We start from the raw sequence: 22222 nt of genomic DNA on the forward strand, positions 1-22222 counted from the left end.
GTCATAAAAGGCAGTCTCCGCATCTTGCAAGGCGTCGCGGGTTTCGTATCTCAGGTCCCTCACATCCGCGCGCAGATTGTCACGCGCCTCCTCATAGGCCTCAGCATCGCGCAGTTCATCCTCAAGCGCATTGAGATCGTCTTCGTAATTCGGGTCTGCAGGATCAAGCGCGGCGATGTCATCAGCGATGTCTTCGCTGCTGCGGCCATCATAGCTTTCGTTCAGATCACGCAGTTCACGGCGCGCCTCGTAGAGGTCATCGCGCAGGTCATAGTAGGTTTCCGCTGCAGCCTGATAGGTCGCGATCTTGCCCACATTACTGTTGGCTGAGGCATTGCGGAACGCCGGCGCTGCCGCCTTGGACGCATTCAGGTTACGCAGCTTATCCGAGCCATAGGGATCGGTGATCGCCGCGACAAGCGGGTCGCGGTAACGACGCGCGCCAGGTTTTTTGTCGACATGGCGCTTGGAATAATAATCCGTACGGGCAACAGGGCGCGGGGAATGCTCGAGCGGAGCTACGGAAGCTTGACGGTAACTTTTCTTTACCCGGTTGGCACTTGTATTGGATTTCGATCGCGTGCGTTTTCCAAACAGCTGCTCAACATCGCGTTTGAACTCTCGTCCAAAGCCCGCCAGTGTAGTTTCCCGGACTTTGCTGTTCTGTCCCTTATTCTTGTTCTTGGCCGACCGTTGGGATTTTGCATTCTGATTTTTATTGAATCTAAAAGCTTTGCCTGAGCGTCGAGTATTGAACTTGGCACCACCTGCATCTTTATCTGCGCTTTTGGCCCCATGGCCTTTACCGGATTTTCCTTTGCCGCCCTTGGTGCCGTCATTGCCTTTGCCGGATTTTCCTTTTTCGCCACTGCGGCCTGGTCCCTTCCCGTTACCGTTGCTCTTGTCGTTCTTGGCATAAGCCGCATCGGGACCCAGCATAATGGTAGCGACAGCTCCCGATGCAAGAACCAGCGAAGTAACCGTCAAAACAGACGTCAAGATATTGCGAAATTTGGAGTTGGTCATCTCAGCCCCCCAGCCTCAAACCCTGCTCTGTATATCATGGATTTGAGAGAGGTGGGGAACTTAGCTTAGATTGTTTCCGGAGTGCTCATTTTGGAGTGTGAATCATTAGGTTTCAGCCTGATTGTTTCCCGTTTTCGGTCAATCAGAATTCCAACGGCCCTAACGTGTCAGCTCCCGCATGCCCTGTTCTAGCCCCGCCAGCGTCATGGGCACCATGCGACCCTCAAAAATCTCGCGGATCATGCTGATCGAATGGGTGTATTCCCAATACTTCTCGGGCACCGGGTTGATCCATAGGTTCGATGTCCACTGTTCGCGCGCGCGCTGCAACCAGACTTGTCCGGCCTCCTGGTTCCAGTGCTCATTTGCGCCGCCGGGATACGCGATCTCGTAGGGGCTCATCGAAGCGTCGCCAACGAAGATGCATTTGTAGTCCGGACCGTAGGTGCGCAGCACCTCGTGCATTGGCGTCTGCTGATCCCAGCGGCGGCGGTTGTCACGCCAGACACCTTCATAGAGGCAATTGTGGAAGTAGTAGTATTCCAGATGCTTGAACTCGGTCCGCGCGGCCGAGAACAGCTCTTCGACCACCTTGATGTGCGGGTCCATTGAACCACCCACATCGAGAAACAAAAGCACTTTAACGGCGTTGTGCCGTTCAGGACGAGTTTTGACATCCAGATAGCCATGCTCGGCGGTGGCACGGATAGTGCCATCCAGATCCAGCTCTTCCGCAGCGCCCTCACGCGCCCAGCGGCGCAGGCGTTTCAGGGCGACCTTGATGTTGCGGGTGCCGAGTTCAACCGTGTCATCCATGTTCTTGAATTCACGCTTGTCCCAGACTTTAACCGCGCGTTGATGGCGGCTTTCTTTCTGGCCGATGCGCACGCCTTCGGGATTGTAGCCATAGGCCCCGAATGGCGAGGTACCTGCTGTCCCGATCCATTTGTTGCCGCCTTGATGTCGGCCTTGCTGATCCTTCAGGCGCTCGCGCAGTGTCTCCATCAGCTTGTCAAAACCACCCAGCGCCTCAATCTCGGCCTTTTCTTCGGCGCTCAGATGTTTTTCAGCCATCTTTGCAAGCCATTCGGCGGGAATATCGACGGCCTCGAGCACCCGCTCAAAACTGATTGCGTCCAGGCCTTCGAAACTAGCGGCAAAGGCGCGGTCGAACTTGTCGATATTACGTTCGTCCTTCACCATCGACACGCGAGCGAGGTAGTAGAAAGATTCGACATCGTAGGTGGCGAGGCCCTTTTTCATTCCCTCCAGAAAAGTCAGGTATTCGCGTAAGGAAACGGGAATACCGGCGTTTCGGAGGTTCTCGAAGAAAGGCAGGAACATATCTTTAGACCAATCGCACCAGAACCAGCGAGATCACCAGTCCGATTAGCGCAAAAGCGATCCCGTATCCGGCAGCATACTGGGCCATATCTGCACCGCTGCCATTGCGTTTCCGCGCAGTTCGAACGCCCAGCAAAGCCCCTAAAAGTGCCATGCCCAAAACCACTACCATATGCCGTTATCCACCCGTACCTGCGGCGGCCGCTTGCGCAATGTCTTGCGATACCGAGCGTGCCACCAATTCCGAGCCGAAGCCGTAGCGCGCCCACCCGATACTGTCCAGCCGAACGCTGCGTGCCTGATCAATTTGCCCAGACTGGCGCAAAGCTTCGGATTTCAGCAGCAACAAAGTCGCCAGCAGCGCGGCGTTTTCAGAGCGCGTCATGACATCAATCGCACTGTTCAGTTCGGGCAGCGCCTGCGCCCCTTGACCCTGCGCCAAGGCAAATGCCGCAGTCTGGGCTGTGATATGGGCGCGCTGGACCTCTGTTCCGGGTGTGGAGCGCAGGTACTTCTTCGCGATGTCGTATTGCCTCTGCGCGGCTTCGGGGTCGTCGAACTGCCCCATGCGCCCCAGCAGGTAATGCGGGTAGGCGCGGCGGTGGTCTGTCCAGCCTTGTTGTTGCCCGATCTGTGCCGCTTCCTTCGCGGCATTGACCCGCTTGGCGGTGCCCGCGCCAGCCCCCAATGCGCGCTGTACTGCGTTTATCCAGGCGCGGGGTGTCTCGGTTACCGGTTGCGGTGCAACGCGATCCCCGCGCGGGTTCAGGCGGCTTAGGACACCGGGCAAAACCGCCGCGACCTGTTCGATTGTCATACCGTTCTGCAACTCGGGCGAGTAGGCCGTTCGCAGGATCAACATGTCGAACCCGGTCAGAACCGTGTGAAAGTTATCGTCGTTGAACACAGAATCCGGCAGGCGGTAGAGATCGTTCAGCGGCCCAAGGGCCTGAGCCAACTCTTCATGCAGGCAATCGCGAATTTCCTGTGGGCTGGCATCATAGGGGATGAAAATTCCGATCCTCTCGCGGCTGCGAAGTTCGGTCCAGTTGCTTTTCTTCTTCCGCCGGTCGCGCCGGTATTCTTCCAGGCTTGAAGAGTTTGGAACGACGAAACACGCAGCCTGCGGTAGGATGCGGCGGATCTGTTTCTGGCTTACAGCCTCGATGGTGATATTCGCCTGACCCTCTGGAATCTGTCGGATGTCGATCTTCGCCTCCCGTTGCAGCCGTGTCAGTAGCCGGCCCAGGTCGGTCTGCATCGTTGGAGGGGGTGTCCCAGTCAGGCGCACCGTGATCGGCTCGTCGAACCGAGTAAACACCGGAAGTTCCGCACCGCTTTCAAGCGCGAAATGCAGCGACAGGAAATCAGCTGCGATGTTCTTGTTCGAACGGGCAGGCGGGCTGGGACGGGCCGCACCGAAGGATTTAGACGGCGGCAGCGATGCTTCGATCACCTGAGTACGGGTCGGCGTCTCGATCCGGTCGACCGTCGTGCAGGCAGACAGCGCCGCCAGAAGGAGGGTTGCGCCCAAAAGCCTCATGGTCGCTGATACTTCAGGAACGGCGACAACTTGCCGATGCGGTCATAGAGTTTGCGCGCGGTATGGTTGTTTTCCTGTGTCAGCCAATAGACTGAGGGGGCTTTCTGCCTGTCCGCTTCGTCGTAGACGGCTTGAATCAAGGCGCGTCCAACACCGGTTCCACGCGCTTCGGGGCGGGCATAGAGATCCTGCAGATAGCAGACACTTTCCTCTTTCCAAGCGTGGCGATGAAAAAGGTAGTGAGTCAGCCCGAGCAGCTGCCCATCCAGATCGGCGACAAAACAGGAAAAGTCATTCGGATCATCACCTAAGAGCCTTGCAAAGGTGCTTTTGTAAGTCGTATCCGGCACCTCGGTTTCGTAAAATGCAAGGTAGTCACGCCACATCTCCGCCCATTGATCCCGATCCTCTGGTCGCAAAGGGCGGATTGTCGGGGGGGTCGACATTGTCATGTTTCCTGCTCTGGAGGCCCGATTGTCGCCGGGTTTTTCGTTAACGCAATGCTGACATCCGAGCGTACCGATGACAAGCCGTGATCACCGCTTGCTGCGCGCCATAAAGGCCAGCCGTTCAAACAGATGTACGTCCTGCTCATTTTTTAGAAGCGCACCATGCAGTTTTGGCAGCGCATTAACGCCGTCGCGCTTCAGATCCTCGGCACTTAAATCCTCAGCTAAGAGCAACTTCAGCCAGTCCAGCACCTCCGAAGTCGAGGGTTTTTTCTTCAACCCCTGTGTCTCGCGGATTTCGTAGAACTGGGTTAGTGCGGTGGTCAGCAGAGCGTCTTTGATGCCGGGGTGATGCACCTCGACGATCCGGCGCATCGTGGCCTCATCCGGGAAGCGAATGTAGTGGAAGAAACAGCGGCGCAGGAAGGCGTCCGGCAGTTCCTTTTCGTTGTTTGAGGTGATGATCACGATTGGGCGGTTCTTGGCCCTGATTGTCTCGCCGGTCTCGTAGACGTGGAACTCCATCTTATCGAGTTCCTGAAGCAGATCGTTGGGAAACTCGATGTCGGCCTTGTCGATCTCATCGATCAGCAGAACCACCTTTTCATCGGCGTCAAAAGCCTGCCACAGCTTGCCCTTGCGGATGTAGTTCGACACCTCATGCACCCGTTCATCGCCAAGCTGGCTGTCACGCAGACGGCTGACGGCGTCGTATTCATAGAGGCCCTGTTGTGCACGGGTTGTGGATTTCACGTTCCACTCGATCATCGTCAGCCCCAAAGCACCCGCAACCTGTTTCGCCAGCTCAGTCTTGCCGGTACCGGGTTCACCCTTGACCAGCAAAGGGCGTTCCAGGGTGACGGCAGCATTCACAGCAATGGTCAAATCGTCGGTGGCAACATATTCTGCGGTGCCTTGGAAACGTGCGGTCATGGGACCCCTCATTTGGTGTTTGGGCGGTTTTTGCTTTCCACGGGTTACAGAGGGGCAGGTATTTTTACAAGCCGGGCCGCTGCGTCGCGCTGAGATGATTTCTACCGTGAGTTCAATCCCTCTCGGGCGATTCGCCTGCATCAGATTAGCCTGACGTCTATCGGTGCCCGAAAAACGCCATGTGATAACCACAGAAAAACAAGGTTTTGTTGTTACAAGTCTCGTTATTAGAGCAGGCGGAGTGACGCGGCGACGAGCGACACGTTTGTGTAGTGACAATCTCAGCGCCGTCGGATACACGCTCCGCAGAAGGGGGTGCCGAATGTCAGCTAATACAACAGCAACCGACGTTTCAGGCCATACCGAGGGAGCAAATATGAAGCAGGAAGTTTTTCTGCCGGACGATTATCGACCGGCTGAAGATGAGCCTTTCATGAATGATCGACAGCTTGAGTATTTTCGCCGCAAGCTGATGGATTGGAAGACAGAACTACTCGCAGGCAGCCGCGATACGATCGAAGGGTTGCAGGACAACACCCGTAACATTCCTGATGTCGCCGATCGCGCAAGCGAAGAAACCGACCGCGCGCTGGAACTGCGCACGCGAGACCGTCAGCGTAAGCTAGTTGCCAAGATCGATTCGGCCTTGCGTCGGATTGACGAGGGTGAATACGGGTATTGCGAGAAAACCGGTGATCCGATCTCGTTGAAGCGTCTGGATGCACGTCCAATCGCGACGATGACCTTGGAAGCGCAAGAGCGCCACGAACGCCGTGAAAAGGTCCACCGCGACGATTGATCGCTGGATAATCTAGATAAAACATCAACGCCGGGGCCTGTCGCCCCGGCGTTTTTGCGTTATGGCAGAGCCATGAACATTAACGGTCTGAATTTCTGCGTTATTGGCGGCGGCATTGGCGGTATGGCGGCGGCACTGGCGTTGCGGCAACGTGGGGCCAAGGTCACGGTTATTGAGCAGGCTCCCGAATTGACCGAGGTTGGCGCTGGATTGCAAATCAGCGAAAACGGAATGGTAGTGCTGCGGGCCTTAAACGTCGTGGGCGAACCGCCTGAGGCTGGTTTAAAGTCCTACGGGACGTTACTCCGCGATTTTCGGGCTGGGCGATCTGTCAGTGAGATACCGGCTCCGGTCTCAGGTCCAACCTACTACTATCATCGTGCCGATTTGCTGGGTCTACTGCACAAGGCTGCCCTTCGCGAAGGTATCGAGTTTCGATTGGGTGCAAGGGTTGCACGGGTTTTCAAGCATCCTTCTGAAGCTGAGATTGTTCTGAAGGATGGCACCAGATTAAGCGCTGATTGTGCAATTGCTGCTGATGGCGGACGAAGCAAAATCCGTGCGGGATTGAATGGACCCGAGGCACCCAAGTTCACACATCAGGTTGCTTGGCGTGCAACGATCCCCTGGGCACGGCGCGACCGAAAGCCGTGTGCCGTGCTAACCATGGGACCAGGACGGCATGTCGTAACGTATCCTCTTCGCGACCATACTCTGATGAATGTCGTCGCGATTGAAGAGCGATCTGATTGGCGGGAAGAAGGCTGGCACCGGCGCGGCGACCCTGAGGATTTGCGAGCGCGGTTTTCTAGTTTTGGCGGACTAGTTGGGGACATTCTTGAGCAGGTTCAGGAACCAAATGTTTGGGCATTGTTCCTCCGGCCCGTCGCGGATCGCTGGCAGAACGGACGTGTTGCGCTGTTGGGGGATGCAGCCCATCCGACGTTGCCGTTTATGGCTCAAGGGGCTTGTCTTGCGCTGGAAGACGCTTGGGTATTGGTTCGGTCTTTTGATGAGCAGTCTGGCATACAAAAAGCCCTTGCTACGTACGAGACGTGCCGTCGCCCTCGCGCACGGCAAGTGGTTGCCGCCGCCGGAGCCAATGCGCGCAATTTCCACCTTCGCGGACCCATGAGGATGGCGGCTCAGGCCGCCTTGATGGCTATCGGTCCACGCTTGGCGCGGCGCTATGAATGGATCTACAGCTACGACGCGACGGCGTAAGCCATCAGAGATCGAGATCGACCCAAACCGGCACATGGTCCGAAGGTTTTTCGTGCCCACGAATCTCGAAGTCGATCCGACAATCGCGCATCAGATCTGCTGCCTGCGGAGTCAGAAGGAAGTGATCGATCCGAATCCCGTCGTTTCTGTTCCACGCACCGGCCTGATAGTCCCAGAACGAATAATGACCCGGACCATGCGTGCGAGCGCGGAAGGCTTCAGTAAAGCCCAAGTTCAAGATTTTTCGAAATGCAGCGCGACTTTCGGGCCGAAAAAGAGCGTCCTCGCGCCAGGCGTCGGGTCGTTTTGCGTCCTCGGCTTGCGGAATGATATTGTAGTCCCCGGCCATCAGCGCGGGCTCTTCAGTGGCCAGCAAATCACGCGCGCGTTCATAGAGACGCTCCATCCACGCAAGCTTGTAGTCATATTTCGGCCCCGGCACCGGATTGCCGTTAGGCAGATACAGCCCACAGATGCGAAGAGCTTTTTTACCGATGACAGTCGCTTCGATCCAACGGGCCTGTTCATCGTCGTCATCACCGGGAAGGCCTCGGGAGACATCCTCCAACGGCAGTTTCGAAAGGATTGCGACGCCGTTGAAACTCTTTTGCCCGTGTGTTTCCACGTTATATCCGCGTTCTTCGAATATCTCGCTTGGGAAATTCTCATCAATCGATTTGATTTCCTGCAGCAAAACGACATCCGGCTGCGCCTCATCCAACCAGCGCGGTAGCGCCTCGGCCCGAGCTTTTATCCCGTTGATGTTGAACGTGGCGATTTTCATGCGCGATCCTCCGGTGCCATCCGCAACCTATCGCGCAGATTGCACCTGACGGCAAGGAACAGAACGGGCTAGCGAGACTCTGCCTCGCGCTCCGAGGTATTTTGGGCCAGATAAAGAAACGGATTCTTAACCATACTTGAAAATAATGATTATGCGGTACAGGCGGAGGCGCCGATGACCGTGCCAGGTGAAGCTCTCTGGCCTTAACGGTCAGAGAGCGGATCCCACTTCGTCTGGCTAGAAATACCTTGGGGGTGTGGGGGCAAAGCTCCCACTTTGGCTACATTGAGAAAGATGTACCGCAGCCGCAGGAAGATGTGGCATTGGGGTTCTCGATAACAAAGCGCGCACCGATCAGTTCCTGTGTGAAATCGATCACTGCATTTTCCAGAAATGGCAGAGAGATCGAGTCGACGATAACCTTCTGGCCTTTGCCCTCTAAAACCAAATCGTCTTCCTTAGGCTTATCCAGCGCAATTTCGTATTGAAATCCTGAACATCCACCGCCCTCTACTGCGACGCGCAGGGCCTGGCCCTGATCTGCGGCGCCAATCTCGGCCAAGCGATCAAAGGCGCGTTCTGTAACTGTTGGGGGCAGATTCATGCCAGTCTCCAAAGGTTTATTTCCTTAGCATCGTACAATATATGAAACCTGAAGACAGGCGACAAGGACAACACCATTGGACAGAGCGGGTTTTGCCTCGGATCCGGGCCGCGCGCGGGGGCGGTTGGTGCCGGAAGAAGAGAGCAGCTTTCGTTCATGCTTTCAGCGTGACCGCGACAGGATCATTCATGCCAGTGCCTTTCGGAGGCTCAAGCACAAGACACAGGTCTTTGTTGAGCACGAAGGTGACAGCTATCGTACCCGTTTGACTCACTCAATCGAAGTTGCGCAGGTGGCGCGGACGATTGCTGGCGCTTTGGGATTGAACCCGGAGCTGACCGAAGCGGTCGCTCTGGCGCATGATCTTGGGCACACGCCTTTTGGTCATACGGGAGAGGATGCATTGCACGCGTTGATGAAGCCTTATGGCGGTTTTGACCACAACGCACAGGCCATTCGGATCGTAACCAAACTTGAGCGTCACTATGCCGAGTTCGACGGCTGCAATCTGACCTGGGAATGCCTGGAGGGCATCGCCAAGCATAACGGTCCCGTCGTAGGCGAATTGCCATGGGCGCTGGCCGAGTGCAATCAGGGCTATGACCTCGAACTCAACACACACGCAAGCGCCGAGGCGCAGGTGGCCGCGCTTTCAGATGACATAGCCTATAACAATCACGATCTGTTCGATGGGTTGCGCGCTGGTCTGTTCAGCGATGACGACATTCAGCAACTTCCCATCATCGATGCTTGTTTTGGAAAAGTCGATCGCAGATATCCGGGTCTGGACCCATACCGGCGTCGCCATGAAGCGCTGCGGCGGGTTTTCGGCGTGATGGTCTCGGATGTTATTGACACGTCGCGCGCGTTGATCGCTTCCTCAGGGGCGCAATCGGTCGAGGATATTCGGAATCTGGGCTATCCGGTCATTCAGTTCTCAGATGGGTTATGGGCTCAGCTCAAACAAATCCGGGCGTTTCTGTTTTCGCGTATGTATCGCGCACCCAGCGTTATGCAAGTGCGCATCAAGGTCAGCAAGGTCGTCGAAGAGCTCTTTCCGATTTATCTTGCCGACCCGAAGCAGATGCCTGGGCACTGGCACGGCGATATCGAGGCGGCGGCTGACGAAACGGCGTTGGCGCGGATCGTCTCGGATTATATCGCGGGTATGACGGACAGGTTTGCGCTGCAGGACCATGCCCGCCTGACCGGAGATCATTCAATCGCGATATAGGCAATGGCCCAAACTTGCTGGCTGGCCTGTATCTGGGCCAATTCTACGTCATCAGTTGGCGGAAAAACGATCATCGTGGGGCCATAGCCGCCGATTCCCATGGGCACGCCGTCCGCATGGGTGGCTACAATCGGTTGGTGTGCTTTGATGCTTTGCCAAGGGATTTCCGCTTGATAACCGTCCATTGCCATGGGCAGGGCGGATTTACCCTCTGCTCCGGCCAACTTCATTACTTCGGACAGCCGTGGGCCTGAAAAGATATAGTCGCGCTGGTTCTCTGGCGGGCCATAGGGGATAGTGATCTTGATCTGCTCCAATCCCTCCAGCATGGTTGCGTCGAACCCGGCTGCTCCTGCGTGCGTGACTTCGAGGTAACCGAACAGGCCACCGTCATTTTCTGTTCGTGCGGGCAGGTTGGTCTCATCGACGGCGCTACCCAGTGTCAGAATGACGTGACCATCGGGCGTCGATAGTTCGGCCCATGCGGGTATGGCGGCAGATAGAAGCAGGACTAAGGGCAGAGCGCGGTACATGGGGATCTCCGGGGCGTGTGTGGCGTCAGGCCCGAAACTACCCGGCCTGTGCGTTATGCCAAGTACAAACTAAGGGCGTCCATTGACCTTGCCGCGATGCGTGTTAAACCCCGCGACAAGTAAAAGGACATCCGAAATGAACCTGTTTTCCGAGATCCGCGGCCTTGTACTGGACGCGCTGGCGCAGATGCAGTCCGAAGGCGCGCTGCCAGAGGGATTGAGCTTTGACAACGTGGCGGTTGAGCCTCCGCGCGATGCAGCGCATGGCGACATGGCGACCAATGCGGCGATGGTGCTGGCGAAGCCGGCGAAGATGAAGCCGCGGGACATTGCGGATGTGCTGGCAGGCAAGCTGTCTGCAGACGACCGGATCACCAGCGCCGAGGTGGCGGGTCCGGGCTTTCTAAACCTGCGGCTTGCGCCTTCGGTCTGGCAGGGCGTGCTGGCTGCGGTGCTGGAAAAGGGCACCGATTATGGCCGTTCGACCATGGGGCATGGTCAGAAGGTCAACGTGGAGTATGTCTCGGCCAACCCGACTGGCCCGCTGCATGTGGGTCATACGCGGGGGGCTGTGTTCGGTGATGCGCTGGCAAGCCTGCTTGCCTATTCGGGCCATGATGTGACCCGCGAATACTACATTAACGACGGTGGCGCGCAGGTGGATGTGTTGGCGCGTTCGGCCTATGAGCGGTATCGCGAGGCGAATGGTCTAAGCCCAGAAATTGCCGAAGGTCTGTACCCTGGCGACTACCTGATCCCGATTGGCGAGGCGCTGAAAGAGAAATATGGTGACAGCCTGATCGACAAGCCGGAAAGCGAATGGCTGGAAGAGCTGCGCAACTTTGCCACCGACGCGATGATGGACCTGATCCGCGCCGACCTGAAGGCGCTGGGCGTCGAGATGGACGTGTTCTTCTCAGAGAAGTCGCTCTACGGCACGGGTCGGATTGAGGCGGCGCTGCAGTCTTTGACCGACAAGGGCCTGATCTACGAAGGCGTGCTTGAGCCGCCCAAGGGTAAAAAGCCTGAGGATTGGGAGCCGCGCGAACAGACCTTGTTCAAGTCGACCGAACACGGGGATGACGTCGATCGCCCGATCAAGAAGTCGGATGGCAGCTGGACCTATTTTGCCCCCGATATCGCCTATCACTACGACAAGGTGAGCCGCGGGTTTGACGCGTTGATCGATGTGTTCGGCGCGGACCACGGCGGCTATGTCAAACGGATGAAGGCGGCAGTGTCGGCTCTGTCTGATGGCAAGGTGCCGTTGGATATCAAGCTGACGCAACTGGTGAAGCTTTGGAAGAATGGCGAGCCGTTCAAGATGTCCAAACGGGCAGGGAACTTTGTCACCCTGCGCGATGTGGTCGATCAGGTCGGGCCGGATGTGACCCGTTTTGTGATGCTGACCCGCAAGAACGACGCGCCGCTGGATTTCGATTTCGACAAGGTGCTGGAACAAAGCCGCGAGAACCCGGTGTTCTACGTGCAATACGCCCATGCCCGCGTCATGAGTGTGCTGCGCCGCGCGGCCGAAGCCGGGATCGCGGCCGATGATCCGACCCTTAAAGGGGCCGATCTGGGCAAGATTGATCACGCCTCTGAGCTGACTGTTGCCAAGAAGCTAGCGGAGTGGCCACGGCTGGTGGAAATCGCTGCGCGCACCAACGAGCCACACCGGGTCGCATTCTATCTCTATGAATTGGCAGGGGATTTTCATGCGCTCTGGAACAAAGGCAATGACGAAACCCAACTGCGCTTTATCCAGGATGGCGATGTTGCCACAAGCCAATCGAAAATCGCATTGGCACGCGCTGTTTCTGTTGTGATTTCAGCGGGCTTGGGTATTCTTGGCGTTACCCCGGCGCAGGAGATGCGGTAAACAATATCGCCCGAACCGCCGGTACGAGGTAGGCAAGAAATGACCCGCGCGCCATCTTTGTAAGGCGCGAAACGGGCGGTGAGGCGGATATGGCACGTTACGATTACTCGGGGCAGAACAGCTCCGAGCAGATGCATTACTCGAATCAAACGCATTCTGCAGATGCGTATGACTATCCTGACGAAAGCTATGGCTATGACGATGCTCCGCGCGCAGGGGCTGGGCTTGGTCGAATTGTGAACGTGCTTGGCGCGGTTGCGTCACTTGCGCTGGTAGCAGGTGTTGGCGTCTGGGGCTACCAGCTGATCATGCGCGACGTTAGCGGTGTGCCGGTTGTGCGCGCCGCCGACGGGCCGATGCGCGTGCAACCCGAAAATCCCGGCGGTACGCCTGCGGATCACCAGGGGCTGGCGGTGAATGCGGTCGCCGCAGTTGGAACCGCTGCACCTCCGGCAGATCGGCTCATTCTGGCACCACGCCCTGTGTCGCTGACGGATGAAGACACACCGATGGCGACGCTTGAGGCGACGAATGCCGTACATGTGGTTGAAGAGCCCGCCACGGATCAGGCAGTCATGCAGGCTTTGGCCCAAGGGCTCGCCGCACCTGCGCCCGCGCAGGAGCAAGAGCAGGGTGTGCAGCTGGCGTCGCTGGTTACCCCCGAGGAAGAGCCCGCGATTGATCCGGCGGACTATGCCGCGCAACAGCCTGACCCGAAGATTGCAGCACTGCCCGGAGTGCGCCGTTCGCTACGTCCGCATGTGCGCCCAGCTCGTGCAACTCCCAGCACAATCTCGTCCAGCAGTGCAACCGAGGCCGCAATAAACGCGGCCGTAAAGGCTGCCGTTGGTTTGGATGTTGACCCGGATACGCTGGCCAAAGGCACGCGTCTGGCTCAGCTTGGGGCCTATGAAAGCGCCGACGTGGCGCAGGCGGAATGGGCGCGTTTGAACGGTCAGTTCAGTGAGTATATGGATGGAAAACAGCGCGTTATCCAGAAAACCTCAAGCGGGGGGCGCACCTTCTATCGCTTGCGGGTCATGGGGTTTGATGATCTGAGCGACTCACGCCAGTTCTGCGCCGCATTGGTTGCGCAGGGTGCAGACTGTATCCCGGTCGCCGTCCGGTGAGATTTGGCGCGGTTATCACCGATGCCGAAGGGCTGCGCCTGACGCCGGATGAGAAAGCATTATTCAAAGAGATGAACCCGTTCGGGTTCATTCTGTTTGCCCGCAACATTGAATCCGCCGACCAGACCCGCGCCTTATGCGAGGACTTCCGCGAGGCCGTTGGCCGAAATTGCCTGATCACCGTGGATCAGGAAGGCGGCCGCGTGCAACGCCTGCGCGCACCTTTGGCGCGTGAATGGATGCCTCCACTGGACCATGTCGCACGTGCTGGTAATCAGGCTGAGCGTGCGATGTATCTGCGCTATCGCCTGATTGCGGATGAACTGCTGGCTTTGGGCATCGACAGCAACTGCGCACCGATGGTCGATCTGGCACGTGAAGATACCCATGCGTTTCTTAAAAATCGCTGCTATGCGTCTGATCCAAAACAGGTTTCTGCGATAGGGCGAGCCGTTGCGATTGGCCATCTGGATGGTGGTGTGCTGCCGATTTTGAAGCACATGCCCGGCCATGGCTTATCAACGCTCGACAGTCATCTCGACCTGCCGCATGTAGACCTGTCTCTGGGAGCACTGGACGAGGCAGATTTTGCACCTTTCCGCGCGCTGAACGACTTGCCGATGGGGATGACGGCGCATCTGGTTTATGACCAGATTGACCCTCGGCCTGCGACGATCTCGGCTGGAATGATGACGCTGATCAGGGAGCGGATCGGTTTCGACGGTCTGATCATGACCGACGATATCACGATGAAGGCTTTGCAGGGCACGCCCTCTGATTTGGCCCGTCAGGCTTTGGACGCTGGGTGCGATGTGGCCTTGCATTGCAACGGGGCGTTTGAAGAACGCGCGCAGGTGCTCGAAGCCGCTGGAGAAATGACCGATGCGGCACAGGTCCGCGCAGATCGGGCGTTGGCCCGACGCCAGCCGCCACGGGAACTTGACATCCAAGCCGCCGAAGCGGAACTATCTGCCCTAATGGGCGGGCAGGTATATGCAGGATAACCTTTTCAGCGAAGACCCGGTCTCGGTCGCAGATCGGCTGGCCGCCGAGGCCTTGATTGTTGACGTCGACGGGTTTGAAGGCCCGCTGGACGTGCTGCTCACCTTGTCACGCACCCAAAAGGTGGATCTGCGCAAAATCTCGGTTTTGGCGCTGGCGCAGCAGTATCTGACCTTTGTCGAAAAGGCGCGGCAGCTGCGGATTGAGCTGGCGGCGGATTATCTAGTGATGGCGGCATGGCTGGCTTTTCTGAAATCCCGCCTGTTGCTGCCGCCTGACCCGGATGACGAAGGCCCCTCGGGTGAAGAACTGGCCGCACACCTCGCATTCCAGCTGGAACGCTTGCAGGCCATGCGCGATGCAGCCGCGCGTCTGATGGCACGCGATCAGCTGGGTCGTGACTTCTTCAAACGAGGGCAGGGCGAGGATGTCACCCGTATCCGCACCGTGACCTATTCTGCCACGCTGCTAGACCTTATGCAGGGCTATGCGCGCATCCGCACCCGAGACGAATTCCGACCCTTTGTGATGGACCGCGATGCTGTCTTCACGATGGAACAAGCACTGGAGCGTATGCGCCCGCTGATTGGTTTTGCCGGTGCTTGGACGGATATGGAGACCTATCTGCCCGAAGGTTGGGACGCCGATCCGGTGCGCCGCCGCTCGGCCACGGCTGCGACCTTTGCGGCCTCGCTGGAGCTGGTGAAAGAAGGACATATGGAGATGAAGCAAAGCGAGACATTTGCACCGATCCATTTGCGTAAGAGGACCGAAACACGTGACTGACGCCCCAGAAGAGACCGGCACTCTGTTTGAAGCGCCGCCATTGGCCGAACAGGAACGTATGGTCGAGGCCGTGTTGTTTGCCAGCGCCGAGCCGGTGACGATTGGTGATCTCGAAGCGCGGATGCCCCATGGCAGCAATGCTGCACAAGCAGTTGAATCGCTGCAAAAACGATACGAAGGGCGCGGTGTGCGCGTGGTGCGCGTGGGTGAGGCATGGGCAATCCGTACCGCACCCGACCTGGGTTTCCTGATGCAGAAAGAAACGGTTGAGACGCGCAAGCTGAGCCGGGCAGCCATCGAAACGCTGGCGATTGTTGCCTATCACCAACCCTGCACAAGGGCTGAGATTGAAGAAATCCGCGGCGTTTCCGTCTCGCGTGGCACCATCGATCAGCTTCTGGAGATGGAGTGGATTCGGTTGGGGCGCCGCCGCATGACGCCGGGCCGTCCAGTTACATTTGTGGTAACGCCCGAGTTTCTGGATCATTTCGGTCTGGAAAACGCCCGTGACCTTCCGGGTCTGAAAGAACTGCGCGCGGCGGGGCTGTTGGAAAACCGGCCGCCTCCAGGCACAGTGCCGTTGGGTGAAGGGCAGGATCAGGATGAAGACGAAGATCAGACCGAGCTGTTCGAGGAAGAGTGATCAAACAGCCCTTTTGTTGGCACAGAACATGCCTATTGTAGTGCGCGAGAAACGGAGTTGAACCAATGAATGCCAATCGGATCATTGACATGATCGTGCGTCAGGTTTTGCGCCGCCTTGTGAACCGCGGGGTCGACAAGGGTATTGATATGGCGCGCCGGGCCGGTCGCAAACCGGGTCCGTCAGAGACCCAAAATGATCCCGAAGCGAATCGTCAAATGCGCGATTCGGCTGGGCGCCAGAAGCAGAGCGCCAAGCAGATGAAACAGGTAACTCGGCAGATGCGCCGCTTCATGAAATTTTGATTGTTAGCCTACGGCCTTAAAATGCTTAGACAGCTTGAGGCCTTGCCCCTGATAGTTTGAGGCAATGCCCGCGCCATACAGCTGCGTCGGCATCTCAGCCATTTTCTCATATACCAAACGCCCGACGACCTGTCCGTGCTCCAACACAAAGGGCGCCTCGTGGCAGCGCACTTCCAACACGCCGCGCGATCCTGCGCCGCCCGCTTCGGCATGACCAAAGCCCGGGTCGAAGAAACCGGCGTAGTGCACCCGGAACTCGCCGACCATGGCCAGATAGGGGGCCATTTCGGCGGCATACATCGGTGGGATATGCACTGCTTCGCGGCTGACGAGAATGTAGAACGCGCCGGGGTCGAGGATGATGCGTCCGTCTTTGGTGCGCACCTCTTCCCAGTATTCCTGCGGGTCGTATTCGCCGATCCGGTCCAGATCGATCACCCCGGTGTGTGGTTTGGCGCGATAGCCAACTAGGTCGGTATCGGGTAGCTGCAGATCGACCGAGAATCCCAGACCGTCCTGAATCACGGCTGGGCCATCGACCAGCGGTGTCTGACTATGCAACGCGGACAGTTCGACGTCGCTCAGCACAGCCTGACCCTTGCGGAAACGGATCTGATTCAACCGCATTCCGGGGCGCACCAAAACCGAGAAAGAGCGCGGGCAGATCTCGGCATATAGAGGACCAGTATATCCAGCGGGGACCCGATCGAACTCGGTACCACCATCGGTGATAGTACGGGTCAGTAGGTCCAGTCGCCCGGTCGAGCTTTTGGCATTGGCCGCCGCACTGACTTCATCGGGGAGGGCGAGCGATTCCATAAGCGGCACCAGATAGACGCAGCCTTTTTCCAGAACCGCGCCTTCGGTGATGTCGATGCGGTGCATTTCAAACTCGGCTAGACGATCTGCAACAGACCGTCCTTCGCCTGCCAGAAATGAGGCGCGCACCCGGTAAGCTACTGTTCCTAAACGTAGATCAAGGCTGGCAGGCTGCACCTGCGCAGGAATGATGTTCGGGCTTGCAGTAATCTCACCACGCGCGATCATCGCCTCAAGCTGCTGGTTTGGGCAAACACCTGTCATCTCGATCCCCTCTGCTGCCAGAGCGGGATCTGGCCTATGTGCCATAAACGTCGGTGTGATTTGGTCGGGCTAGCAGGACTCGAACCTGCGACCTTCCGTCCCCCAGACGGACGCGCTACCAGGCTGCGCCATAGCCCGACGTTGAGGTGTTCATAAAGACTTTCCCGGCAGGGGCAAGAGGAAATCATCGCCTTTTTTGCTATCCCGCCGCCCGGTTTTCAACGCGATCCAGCCAACGGCGCAGGTCTTTCGCAATCGGTGCAATTTGGTGCAGAAGCTTGTCGTCATACTCTGCCCGGTTCCATGCCAATGATGCTATTCCACCCATAAGCGGAGCGGCGTCCATTGCATCAAGTTGCGGCTTGGGTTGGTCGCTAATGTCGGGTTTTATTGGTGCCGGAGCTTGGCCGGGTTCGCCGAGATCCATGTTAATCTGGTTCGCAGGCTGCCCCGAGGACGCTGTGGTAAATGGAACAACCGTGTCATCCGGGGGCGAAACGGGCGGGCTGTCATCCAGGCTCGGTGAATGTGAAGCAACGTGTGCAACGCCTTGTTCCCGCAGGATTCTCTGTACGCCTTTGATGGTGGTGCCATCCTCGTGCAGCAGTTTCTTGATGCCACCCAATAATCGCATATCATTCGGGCGGTAGTATCGCCGCCCACCGGCACGCTTTACCGGCTTTACCTGCGTAAACTTGCTTTCCCAAAAGCGCAGAACATGAGCCTGAACTCCTAGCCAGTCCGCAACTTCACTAATGGTGCGAAAGGCGTCGGGGGACTTACTCATAACCAAACTGTCCTGAACTTACTTGCGGTTCCCTGCAGCGACGCGATCCTTCATCAGGTGCGACGGGCGGAAAGTCAGCACGCGGCGCGGCTGGATCGGAACCTCTTCTCCGGTCTTGGGATTACGTCCGATGCGGGCGGTTTTGTCCCGAACGCTGAATGTACCGAAAGACGAAATCTTGACCTGTTCGCCACGCACCAACGCGTCGGACATGTGGTTCAGAACGCTTTCGACAAGCTGCGCACTTTCATTGCGTGACAGGCCGACCTCACGAAAGACGGCCTCGCTCAGATCCATTCGGGTCAGTGTTTTATCGCCCATACTTTTTCCCCTGTTGATGAGCGAGCATATGGCGATGCGAAATTCACTGTCAATATCAATGAATTGCAGGCGGCTTCGTAAGCCGGATTGCGCCCATCACCAGCGTAGGGCAACCGCACCCCATGCCAGACCGCCGCCGATCGCTTCAGTTACAATTAGATCACCGGTTTTGATCTGGCCGTTCTTCTTGCCCACCGACAAGGCCAAGGGAATCGACGCAGCGGAGGTGTTTCCATGATCCTGCACGGTGACAACGACATTTTCCATCGGCAGGCCCATCTTCTTGGCAGTGCCTTGAATAATGCGGATATTGGCCTGATGCGGCACAATCCAGTCGACATCGTCACTTGTCAGGCCTGCTCGCTCCAGCGCCACTTCGGCGGTTTTGGCCAGCTTCTCGACGGCATGGCGGAAGACCTGATTGCCCTGCATCCGCAAGTGACCGGTTGATTGGGTCGAAACCCCGCCATCAACATAAAGCAGGTCTTTGTATCGCCCGTCCGAGTTCAGGTCGGTGGAAAGAATGCCGCGATCATCAGAAGTGCCTTGCCCATCCTGTAATTCCAGCACCAGTGCGCCTGCGCCATCGCCGAACAGCACACAGGTGGACCGGTCGGTCCAGTCCATGATTCGCGAAAATGTCTCGGCTCCGATCACCAGCACGCGCTTCGCTTGTCCAGACAGGATCAGAGCGTTGGCATTGCAAAGTGCAAAGACGAACCCGGCGCAGACGGCCTGCACATCAAACGCAAAGCCTTTGGTCATACCCAACCGCGCCTGCACCATAGTCGCAGCCGATGGAAAAGTCAGATCCGCCGTCGAGGTTGCCAGCACAATCGCGTCGATATCATCTGCCGTCAGTCCGGCATCGGCCAGCGCAGCCTCGGCCGCTTTGGTGGCCAGATCGGATGTGGTTTCGTCCTCGGCTGCGAAATGCCGCCGCTCGATACCGGACCGGGTGCGAATCCATTCGTCCGTCGTATCCAGCTTTTTTTCGAATTCGGCGTTTGGTACAACGCGCTCCGGCAAATAATGTCCGACACCTACAACAACTGAGCGGCCTGCCATGCTGGGGTACTGCCTTTTTTGTTATTATTCCGATTGAGACACGGAATGGGCCGCATCTTGTGCAAGTGCGGCAGTTGATGCAACCCGTGCCGCCAATTTTTCGGCAAAGCCGGATTCTGCCAATGTGAAAGCAAGTTTGACCGCAGCCGAAACTCCTGTCGCGTCTGCTCCGCCGTGGGATTTGACCACGGTTCCGTTAAGGCCAAGGAACACGCCACCGTTTACGCGGCGCGGATCGATCCGCTTTTTAAGGCGGTTTAGCGATGTGATCGCCAGAATCGATGCCAAGCGGGACAGGGGCGAGTATTTGAATGCCTCGCGCAGCAGATCACCGATTAGGTTCGCAGTGCCTTCGCCGGTTTTGATCGCAACGTTGCCGGTAAAACCGTCTGTGACGATCACGTCAGCCTTATCGCCGGGGATATCACTGCCTTCGACAAAGCCCACGAACTCAAAATTCGCCTGATCGGCAAAGTCCGAGATCATGGCGTGCGCCTCTTTCAATTCGGCGCGGCCTTTGTGCTCTTCAGTTCCGACGTTCAGCAGGCCGATGCGGGGGCGGCTGAGCGCCATCCCGTTGCGCGCGTATGAAGCACCCATCAGAGCATATTGCAGCAAATCCTTGGCATCGGCACGCACATCCGCGCCCACGTCCAGCATCACGTTAAAGCCATGCGGGTTACGCGAGGGCCATAAGATCGCAATAGCAGGGCGGTTCACGCCGGGCAGCTTGCGCAGCCGCAGCATCGACATTGCCATCAATGCGCCAGTGTTGCCGCAGGACACCGCGCCGTGCGCTTCGCCTGCGCGCACCGCTTCCAGCGCCGACCACATCGATGTGTTCTTGCCGCTGCGCACAACTTGGCTGGGTTTGTCTTCCATCGTGACGACGTCGGGGCAATCACGAAAAACGACGCGCCCATCAAGGACACGTCGTTTGGCAACCAGCTTGCGCAATTCCTGTTCCTGGCCGTGCAGGATGAACCCGATCTTCGGGTTCTTGTCCGCAGACTTGGCAATGCCCGCCACAACGACGGCAGGGCCCGAATCTCCGCCCATAGCGTCAACCGAGATGATGATCCGTCCGGTTTGCGTGGGCTGATCCGTCATGCCTTGGCCTGCGTCCAATCAGGCTTAGGCCGCGTCTTCGTCCAGGTCGATTTCGTCGGCCTGAGCGACGATTTCACGATCGTCATAGTGGCCGCAAGAGGCACAAACATGGTGCGGGCGCTTTAGCTCGCCGCAGTTCGGGCACTCGTTCGGGTTTGCAGCAACCAGAGCGTCGTGTGCGCGGCGGTTGTTGCGACGCGACTTGGAAACTTTGTTCTGTTGGACGGCCATGGTCTCAACCTTTGTCTGATATGGGCTGAAAGATTCGCTGTCAGCCGGGTTACGTACTTTGTTTTCTCGTGGTTTGACGCGCGTTTAAGGGGCTTGCCCCGCAATGTCCAACCCAAATTCCAATGAGCGCGCGAAAATACTGCGATTCTCGTCATGTTCAAGCGGTTTTTCTGGCCGCCTGCTATGACAGGAAATCCCTTGCCTGTCACTCGTCTTTTTTCAACGCATCCCGCAGGTCAGCCAGCCCCGCAAAGGGTTTGACATCCTCGTCGGTCATCGCTTGTTTTCCGGGCTCAGTATAGTCGGCTTGCTCAAGTTCGGCACCGTCCTTGCGGGGATATTGCGGCAACGCAAGTGATAACGCTTCGATCATAACCTGCGCCGGATCAATTTCAGCGCCCAATGGTTCGGTCTCGTCATCTTCTGGGATTTCGAATTCGGGCTCGTCCGGATCGGTCCAATCCGCCAGAAACACGCGAGTGACTGGCGTGTCGATCCGGGTTGTCACGGGTTCAAGCGTAACGACGCAGGGTTGGATCACCGTCGCACCAAGTTTACCTTTCAGAACCCAGTCACGTTTGCCCTGGGCGCTTAGCTGCCCGACAAAGCTCAACTTGCGCAGCCCCAGCAGGCCGAGCTCCCGTTTGATCGGTTCAAGCGTGTCGCTATCTGGGCGCAGTTCAAACGGGGTTGCAGCGTTCTGGGGCAGGTCAGCCACCCGCAATGATGTTTGGTTGCTCATAGTTGAGTCTTTCCTGTGTTGAACCGGAGCGCCGGTTTCTGTAATCGGATAGGGTCCGCAAGGGGCCATGGCAAGAGGGTGTCAATGTTGAAGGGTGTGAACAGGCTGAAACCAGCATCGAGAACGCTTGTCTTTGCTGTCTGTTTGGCAGTTGCAGGCGCGTGTTCGCCGATCTTCAAGAATCACGGCTATGTGCCGCCGACGGAGGATCTGGCCAAGATCAAGGTCGGCGTCGACACGCGTGAAAGCGTCGAAGAAACGATCGGTGCGCCAACGGCATCTGGCGTTGTACGGGATTCGGGTTATTACTACGTCGCGTCTCGAATTCGTCACTATGGACCGAAAAAGCCCGAGGTCGTTTCGCGCCAGTTGGTCGCAATCAGCTTCGACCAACGCGGTGTCGTCCGCAATATCGAGCGGTTTGGTCTGGAAGATGGCTATGTCATTGTCCTCGACCGCCGTGTGACCGATTCCAATGTTGAGGACAAAGGCTTCCTGCGTCAGCTTCTTGGTAATATCGGCAACTTCAATCCGGCGAACATTCCGGGGGTCAGTCAGTAACTAAGCTGTGTAGGGGCGGTGTGGCGGTCATATGACGGTCACATGCACTATATAAGTGTTTCAGATGATTGACCGGTCAGCCACCGCAGGAGGATGCG

The 22222-nt window shown here is 57.5% G+C and carries 26 protein-coding genes and 1 tRNA gene; 10 read left to right on the forward strand and 17 right to left on the reverse strand.

Translation table 11 applies throughout. The annotated features are described in order from the left end of the window. The 6 genes from AC2FI7_RS02490 to AC2FI7_RS02515 all read right to left on the reverse strand — a co-directional run. A partial coding sequence (locus AC2FI7_RS02490) for a hypothetical protein (protein ID WP_496833234.1) occupies positions 1-1026 on the reverse strand: 1026 nt, incomplete at its 3' end. A 159-nt stretch (positions 1027-1185) separates the two neighbouring features. After that, positions 1186-2370: a vWA domain-containing protein gene (locus AC2FI7_RS02495; RefSeq protein ID WP_010440605.1), complete on the reverse strand. Its 1185-nt coding sequence runs from the start codon at positions 2368-2370 to the stop codon at positions 1186-1188. Positions 2371-2374: 4 nt separating this feature from the next. Continuing rightward, on the reverse strand, positions 2375-2542 hold the full coding sequence (locus AC2FI7_RS02500; protein ID WP_010440604.1) for a hypothetical protein: 168 nt from the start codon (positions 2540-2542) through the stop codon (positions 2375-2377). A gap of 6 nt (positions 2543-2548) precedes the next feature. Further along, positions 2549-3913: a DUF2927 domain-containing protein gene (locus AC2FI7_RS02505; protein WP_496815138.1), complete on the reverse strand. Its 1365-nt coding sequence runs from the start codon at positions 3911-3913 to the stop codon at positions 2549-2551. Continuing rightward, positions 3910-4359 (reverse strand): GNAT family N-acetyltransferase, encoded by a 450-nt coding sequence (locus AC2FI7_RS02510; RefSeq protein ID WP_010440602.1) that lies wholly within the window; start codon positions 4357-4359, stop codon positions 3910-3912. Before AC2FI7_RS02510 ends, AC2FI7_RS02505 begins: the two co-directional genes overlap by 4 nt. 90 nt (positions 4360-4449) lie before the next feature. Further along, the gene (locus AC2FI7_RS02515) at positions 4450-5295 is read right to left on the reverse strand and encodes an AAA family ATPase (protein ID WP_010440600.1); all 846 of its coding nucleotides are present in this window, start codon (positions 5293-5295) and stop codon (positions 4450-4452) included. A gap of 376 nt (positions 5296-5671) precedes the next feature. On the opposite strand from AC2FI7_RS02515, the gene dksA reads away from it, so the two are divergent. Both dksA and AC2FI7_RS02525 read left to right on the forward strand, forming a co-directional pair. Further along, positions 5672-6094, forward strand: coding sequence for an RNA polymerase-binding protein DksA (gene dksA / locus AC2FI7_RS02520; protein ID WP_010440598.1), 423 nt, complete (start codon positions 5672-5674; stop codon positions 6092-6094). Between the two features lie 72 nt (positions 6095-6166). Next, positions 6167-7318, forward strand: coding sequence for an FAD-dependent oxidoreductase (locus AC2FI7_RS02525; protein ID WP_010440597.1), 1152 nt, complete (start codon positions 6167-6169; stop codon positions 7316-7318). A 4-nt stretch (positions 7319-7322) separates the two neighbouring features. Here AC2FI7_RS02525 and xth read toward each other — a convergent pair whose 3' ends face one another. Then, positions 7323-8102, reverse strand: a complete 780-nt coding sequence (xth, locus tag AC2FI7_RS02530; protein WP_010440595.1) for an exodeoxyribonuclease III — start codon at positions 8100-8102, stop codon at positions 7323-7325. Between the two features lie 280 nt (positions 8103-8382). After that, positions 8383-8706 carry a HesB/IscA family protein gene (locus tag AC2FI7_RS02535; RefSeq protein ID WP_010440593.1) on the reverse strand — a complete coding sequence of 108 codons (324 nt, stop codon included), beginning with the start codon at positions 8704-8706 and terminating at the stop codon, positions 8383-8385. 76 nt (positions 8707-8782) lie between these two features. On the opposite strand from AC2FI7_RS02535, the gene AC2FI7_RS02540 reads away from it, so the two are divergent. Then, positions 8783-9940 (forward strand): deoxyguanosinetriphosphate triphosphohydrolase, encoded by a 1158-nt coding sequence (locus AC2FI7_RS02540; protein WP_010440591.1) that lies wholly within the window; start codon positions 8783-8785, stop codon positions 9938-9940. Here AC2FI7_RS02540 and AC2FI7_RS02545 read toward each other — a convergent pair. Further along, positions 9922-10473, reverse strand: coding sequence for a putative pterin-binding protein (locus tag AC2FI7_RS02545; protein ID WP_496815142.1), 552 nt, complete (start codon positions 10471-10473; stop codon positions 9922-9924). The two genes, AC2FI7_RS02540 and AC2FI7_RS02545, sit on opposite strands and share 19 nt — an antisense overlap. Before the next feature lie 136 nt (positions 10474-10609). Here AC2FI7_RS02545 and argS point away from each other — a divergent pair, with 136 nt between their 5' ends. The 6 genes from argS (at position 10610) to AC2FI7_RS02575 (ending at position 16221) form a co-directional block, all read left to right on the forward strand. Then, positions 10610-12355: an arginine--tRNA ligase gene (argS, locus tag AC2FI7_RS02550; protein ID WP_010440586.1), complete on the forward strand. Its 1746-nt coding sequence runs from the start codon at positions 10610-10612 to the stop codon at positions 12353-12355. Positions 12356-12444: 89 nt separating this feature from the next. Next, the gene (locus AC2FI7_RS02555; protein ID WP_010440585.1) at positions 12445-13485 is read left to right on the forward strand and encodes an SPOR domain-containing protein; all 1041 of its coding nucleotides are present in this window, start codon (positions 12445-12447) and stop codon (positions 13483-13485) included. Continuing rightward, positions 13482-14489 (forward strand): beta-N-acetylhexosaminidase, encoded by a 1008-nt coding sequence (gene nagZ / locus AC2FI7_RS02560; RefSeq protein WP_010440583.1) that lies wholly within the window; start codon positions 13482-13484, stop codon positions 14487-14489. The genes AC2FI7_RS02555 and nagZ overlap by 4 nt, the downstream gene beginning before the upstream one ends. Continuing rightward, complete coding sequence (locus AC2FI7_RS02565; protein ID WP_010440582.1) at positions 14479-15273, forward strand: segregation and condensation protein A; 795 nt, start codon at positions 14479-14481, stop codon at positions 15271-15273. The genes nagZ and AC2FI7_RS02565 overlap by 11 nt, the downstream gene beginning before the upstream one ends. Further along, positions 15266-15916 carry an SMC-Scp complex subunit ScpB gene (gene scpB, locus AC2FI7_RS02570; protein WP_010440580.1) on the forward strand — a complete coding sequence of 217 codons (651 nt, stop codon included), beginning with the start codon at positions 15266-15268 and terminating at the stop codon, positions 15914-15916. The genes AC2FI7_RS02565 and scpB overlap by 8 nt, the downstream gene beginning before the upstream one ends. Before the next feature lie 65 nt (positions 15917-15981). Continuing rightward, positions 15982-16221: a hypothetical protein gene (locus AC2FI7_RS02575; protein ID WP_010440578.1), complete on the forward strand. Its 240-nt coding sequence runs from the start codon at positions 15982-15984 to the stop codon at positions 16219-16221. Between the two features lie 3 nt (positions 16222-16224). Here the strand turns inward: AC2FI7_RS02575 and AC2FI7_RS02580 are convergent, their stop codons facing one another. From AC2FI7_RS02580 to AC2FI7_RS02615, 8 genes are all read right to left on the reverse strand, one after another. Next, complete coding sequence (locus tag AC2FI7_RS02580; RefSeq protein WP_010440577.1) at positions 16225-17304, reverse strand: 2'-deoxycytidine 5'-triphosphate deaminase; 1080 nt, start codon at positions 17302-17304, stop codon at positions 16225-16227. Positions 17305-17365: 61 nt separating this feature from the next. Next, positions 17366-17442, reverse strand: a tRNA-Pro gene (locus tag AC2FI7_RS02585). A 61-nt stretch (positions 17443-17503) separates the two neighbouring features. Beyond that, positions 17504-18091: a MerR family transcriptional regulator gene (locus tag AC2FI7_RS02590; protein WP_010440574.1), complete on the reverse strand. Its 588-nt coding sequence runs from the start codon at positions 18089-18091 to the stop codon at positions 17504-17506. Positions 18092-18109: 18 nt separating this feature from the next. Beyond that, positions 18110-18412 carry an integration host factor subunit alpha gene (gene ihfA, locus AC2FI7_RS02595; RefSeq protein WP_008755922.1) on the reverse strand — a complete coding sequence of 101 codons (303 nt, stop codon included), beginning with the start codon at positions 18410-18412 and terminating at the stop codon, positions 18110-18112. A gap of 96 nt (positions 18413-18508) precedes the next feature. Next, on the reverse strand, positions 18509-19480 hold the full coding sequence (locus AC2FI7_RS02600) for a beta-ketoacyl-ACP synthase III (protein WP_480872708.1): 972 nt from the start codon (positions 19478-19480) through the stop codon (positions 18509-18511). Positions 19481-19504: 24 nt separating this feature from the next. Then, entirely contained in the window at positions 19505-20590 is a 1086-nt protein-coding gene (gene plsX, locus AC2FI7_RS02605; RefSeq protein ID WP_010440567.1) for a phosphate acyltransferase PlsX, read from the reverse strand. 24 nt (positions 20591-20614) lie between these two features. Further along, a complete protein-coding gene (gene rpmF, locus AC2FI7_RS02610; RefSeq protein ID WP_010440565.1) occupies positions 20615-20821 on the reverse strand; it encodes a 50S ribosomal protein L32 in 207 nt (68 codons plus the stop codon). 205 nt (positions 20822-21026) lie between these two features. Next, positions 21027-21563, reverse strand: coding sequence for a YceD family protein (locus tag AC2FI7_RS02615; protein ID WP_010440562.1), 537 nt, complete (start codon positions 21561-21563; stop codon positions 21027-21029). 84 nt (positions 21564-21647) lie between these two features. Between AC2FI7_RS02615 and AC2FI7_RS02620 the strand changes: the two genes are divergently transcribed. Continuing rightward, positions 21648-22124 (forward strand): outer membrane protein assembly factor BamE, encoded by a 477-nt coding sequence (locus AC2FI7_RS02620; RefSeq protein ID WP_010440559.1) that lies wholly within the window; start codon positions 21648-21650, stop codon positions 22122-22124. Positions 22125-22222 lie beyond the last annotated feature (98 nt).

It is taken from the genome of Ruegeria sp. YTSA064, from assembly GCF_059610325.1.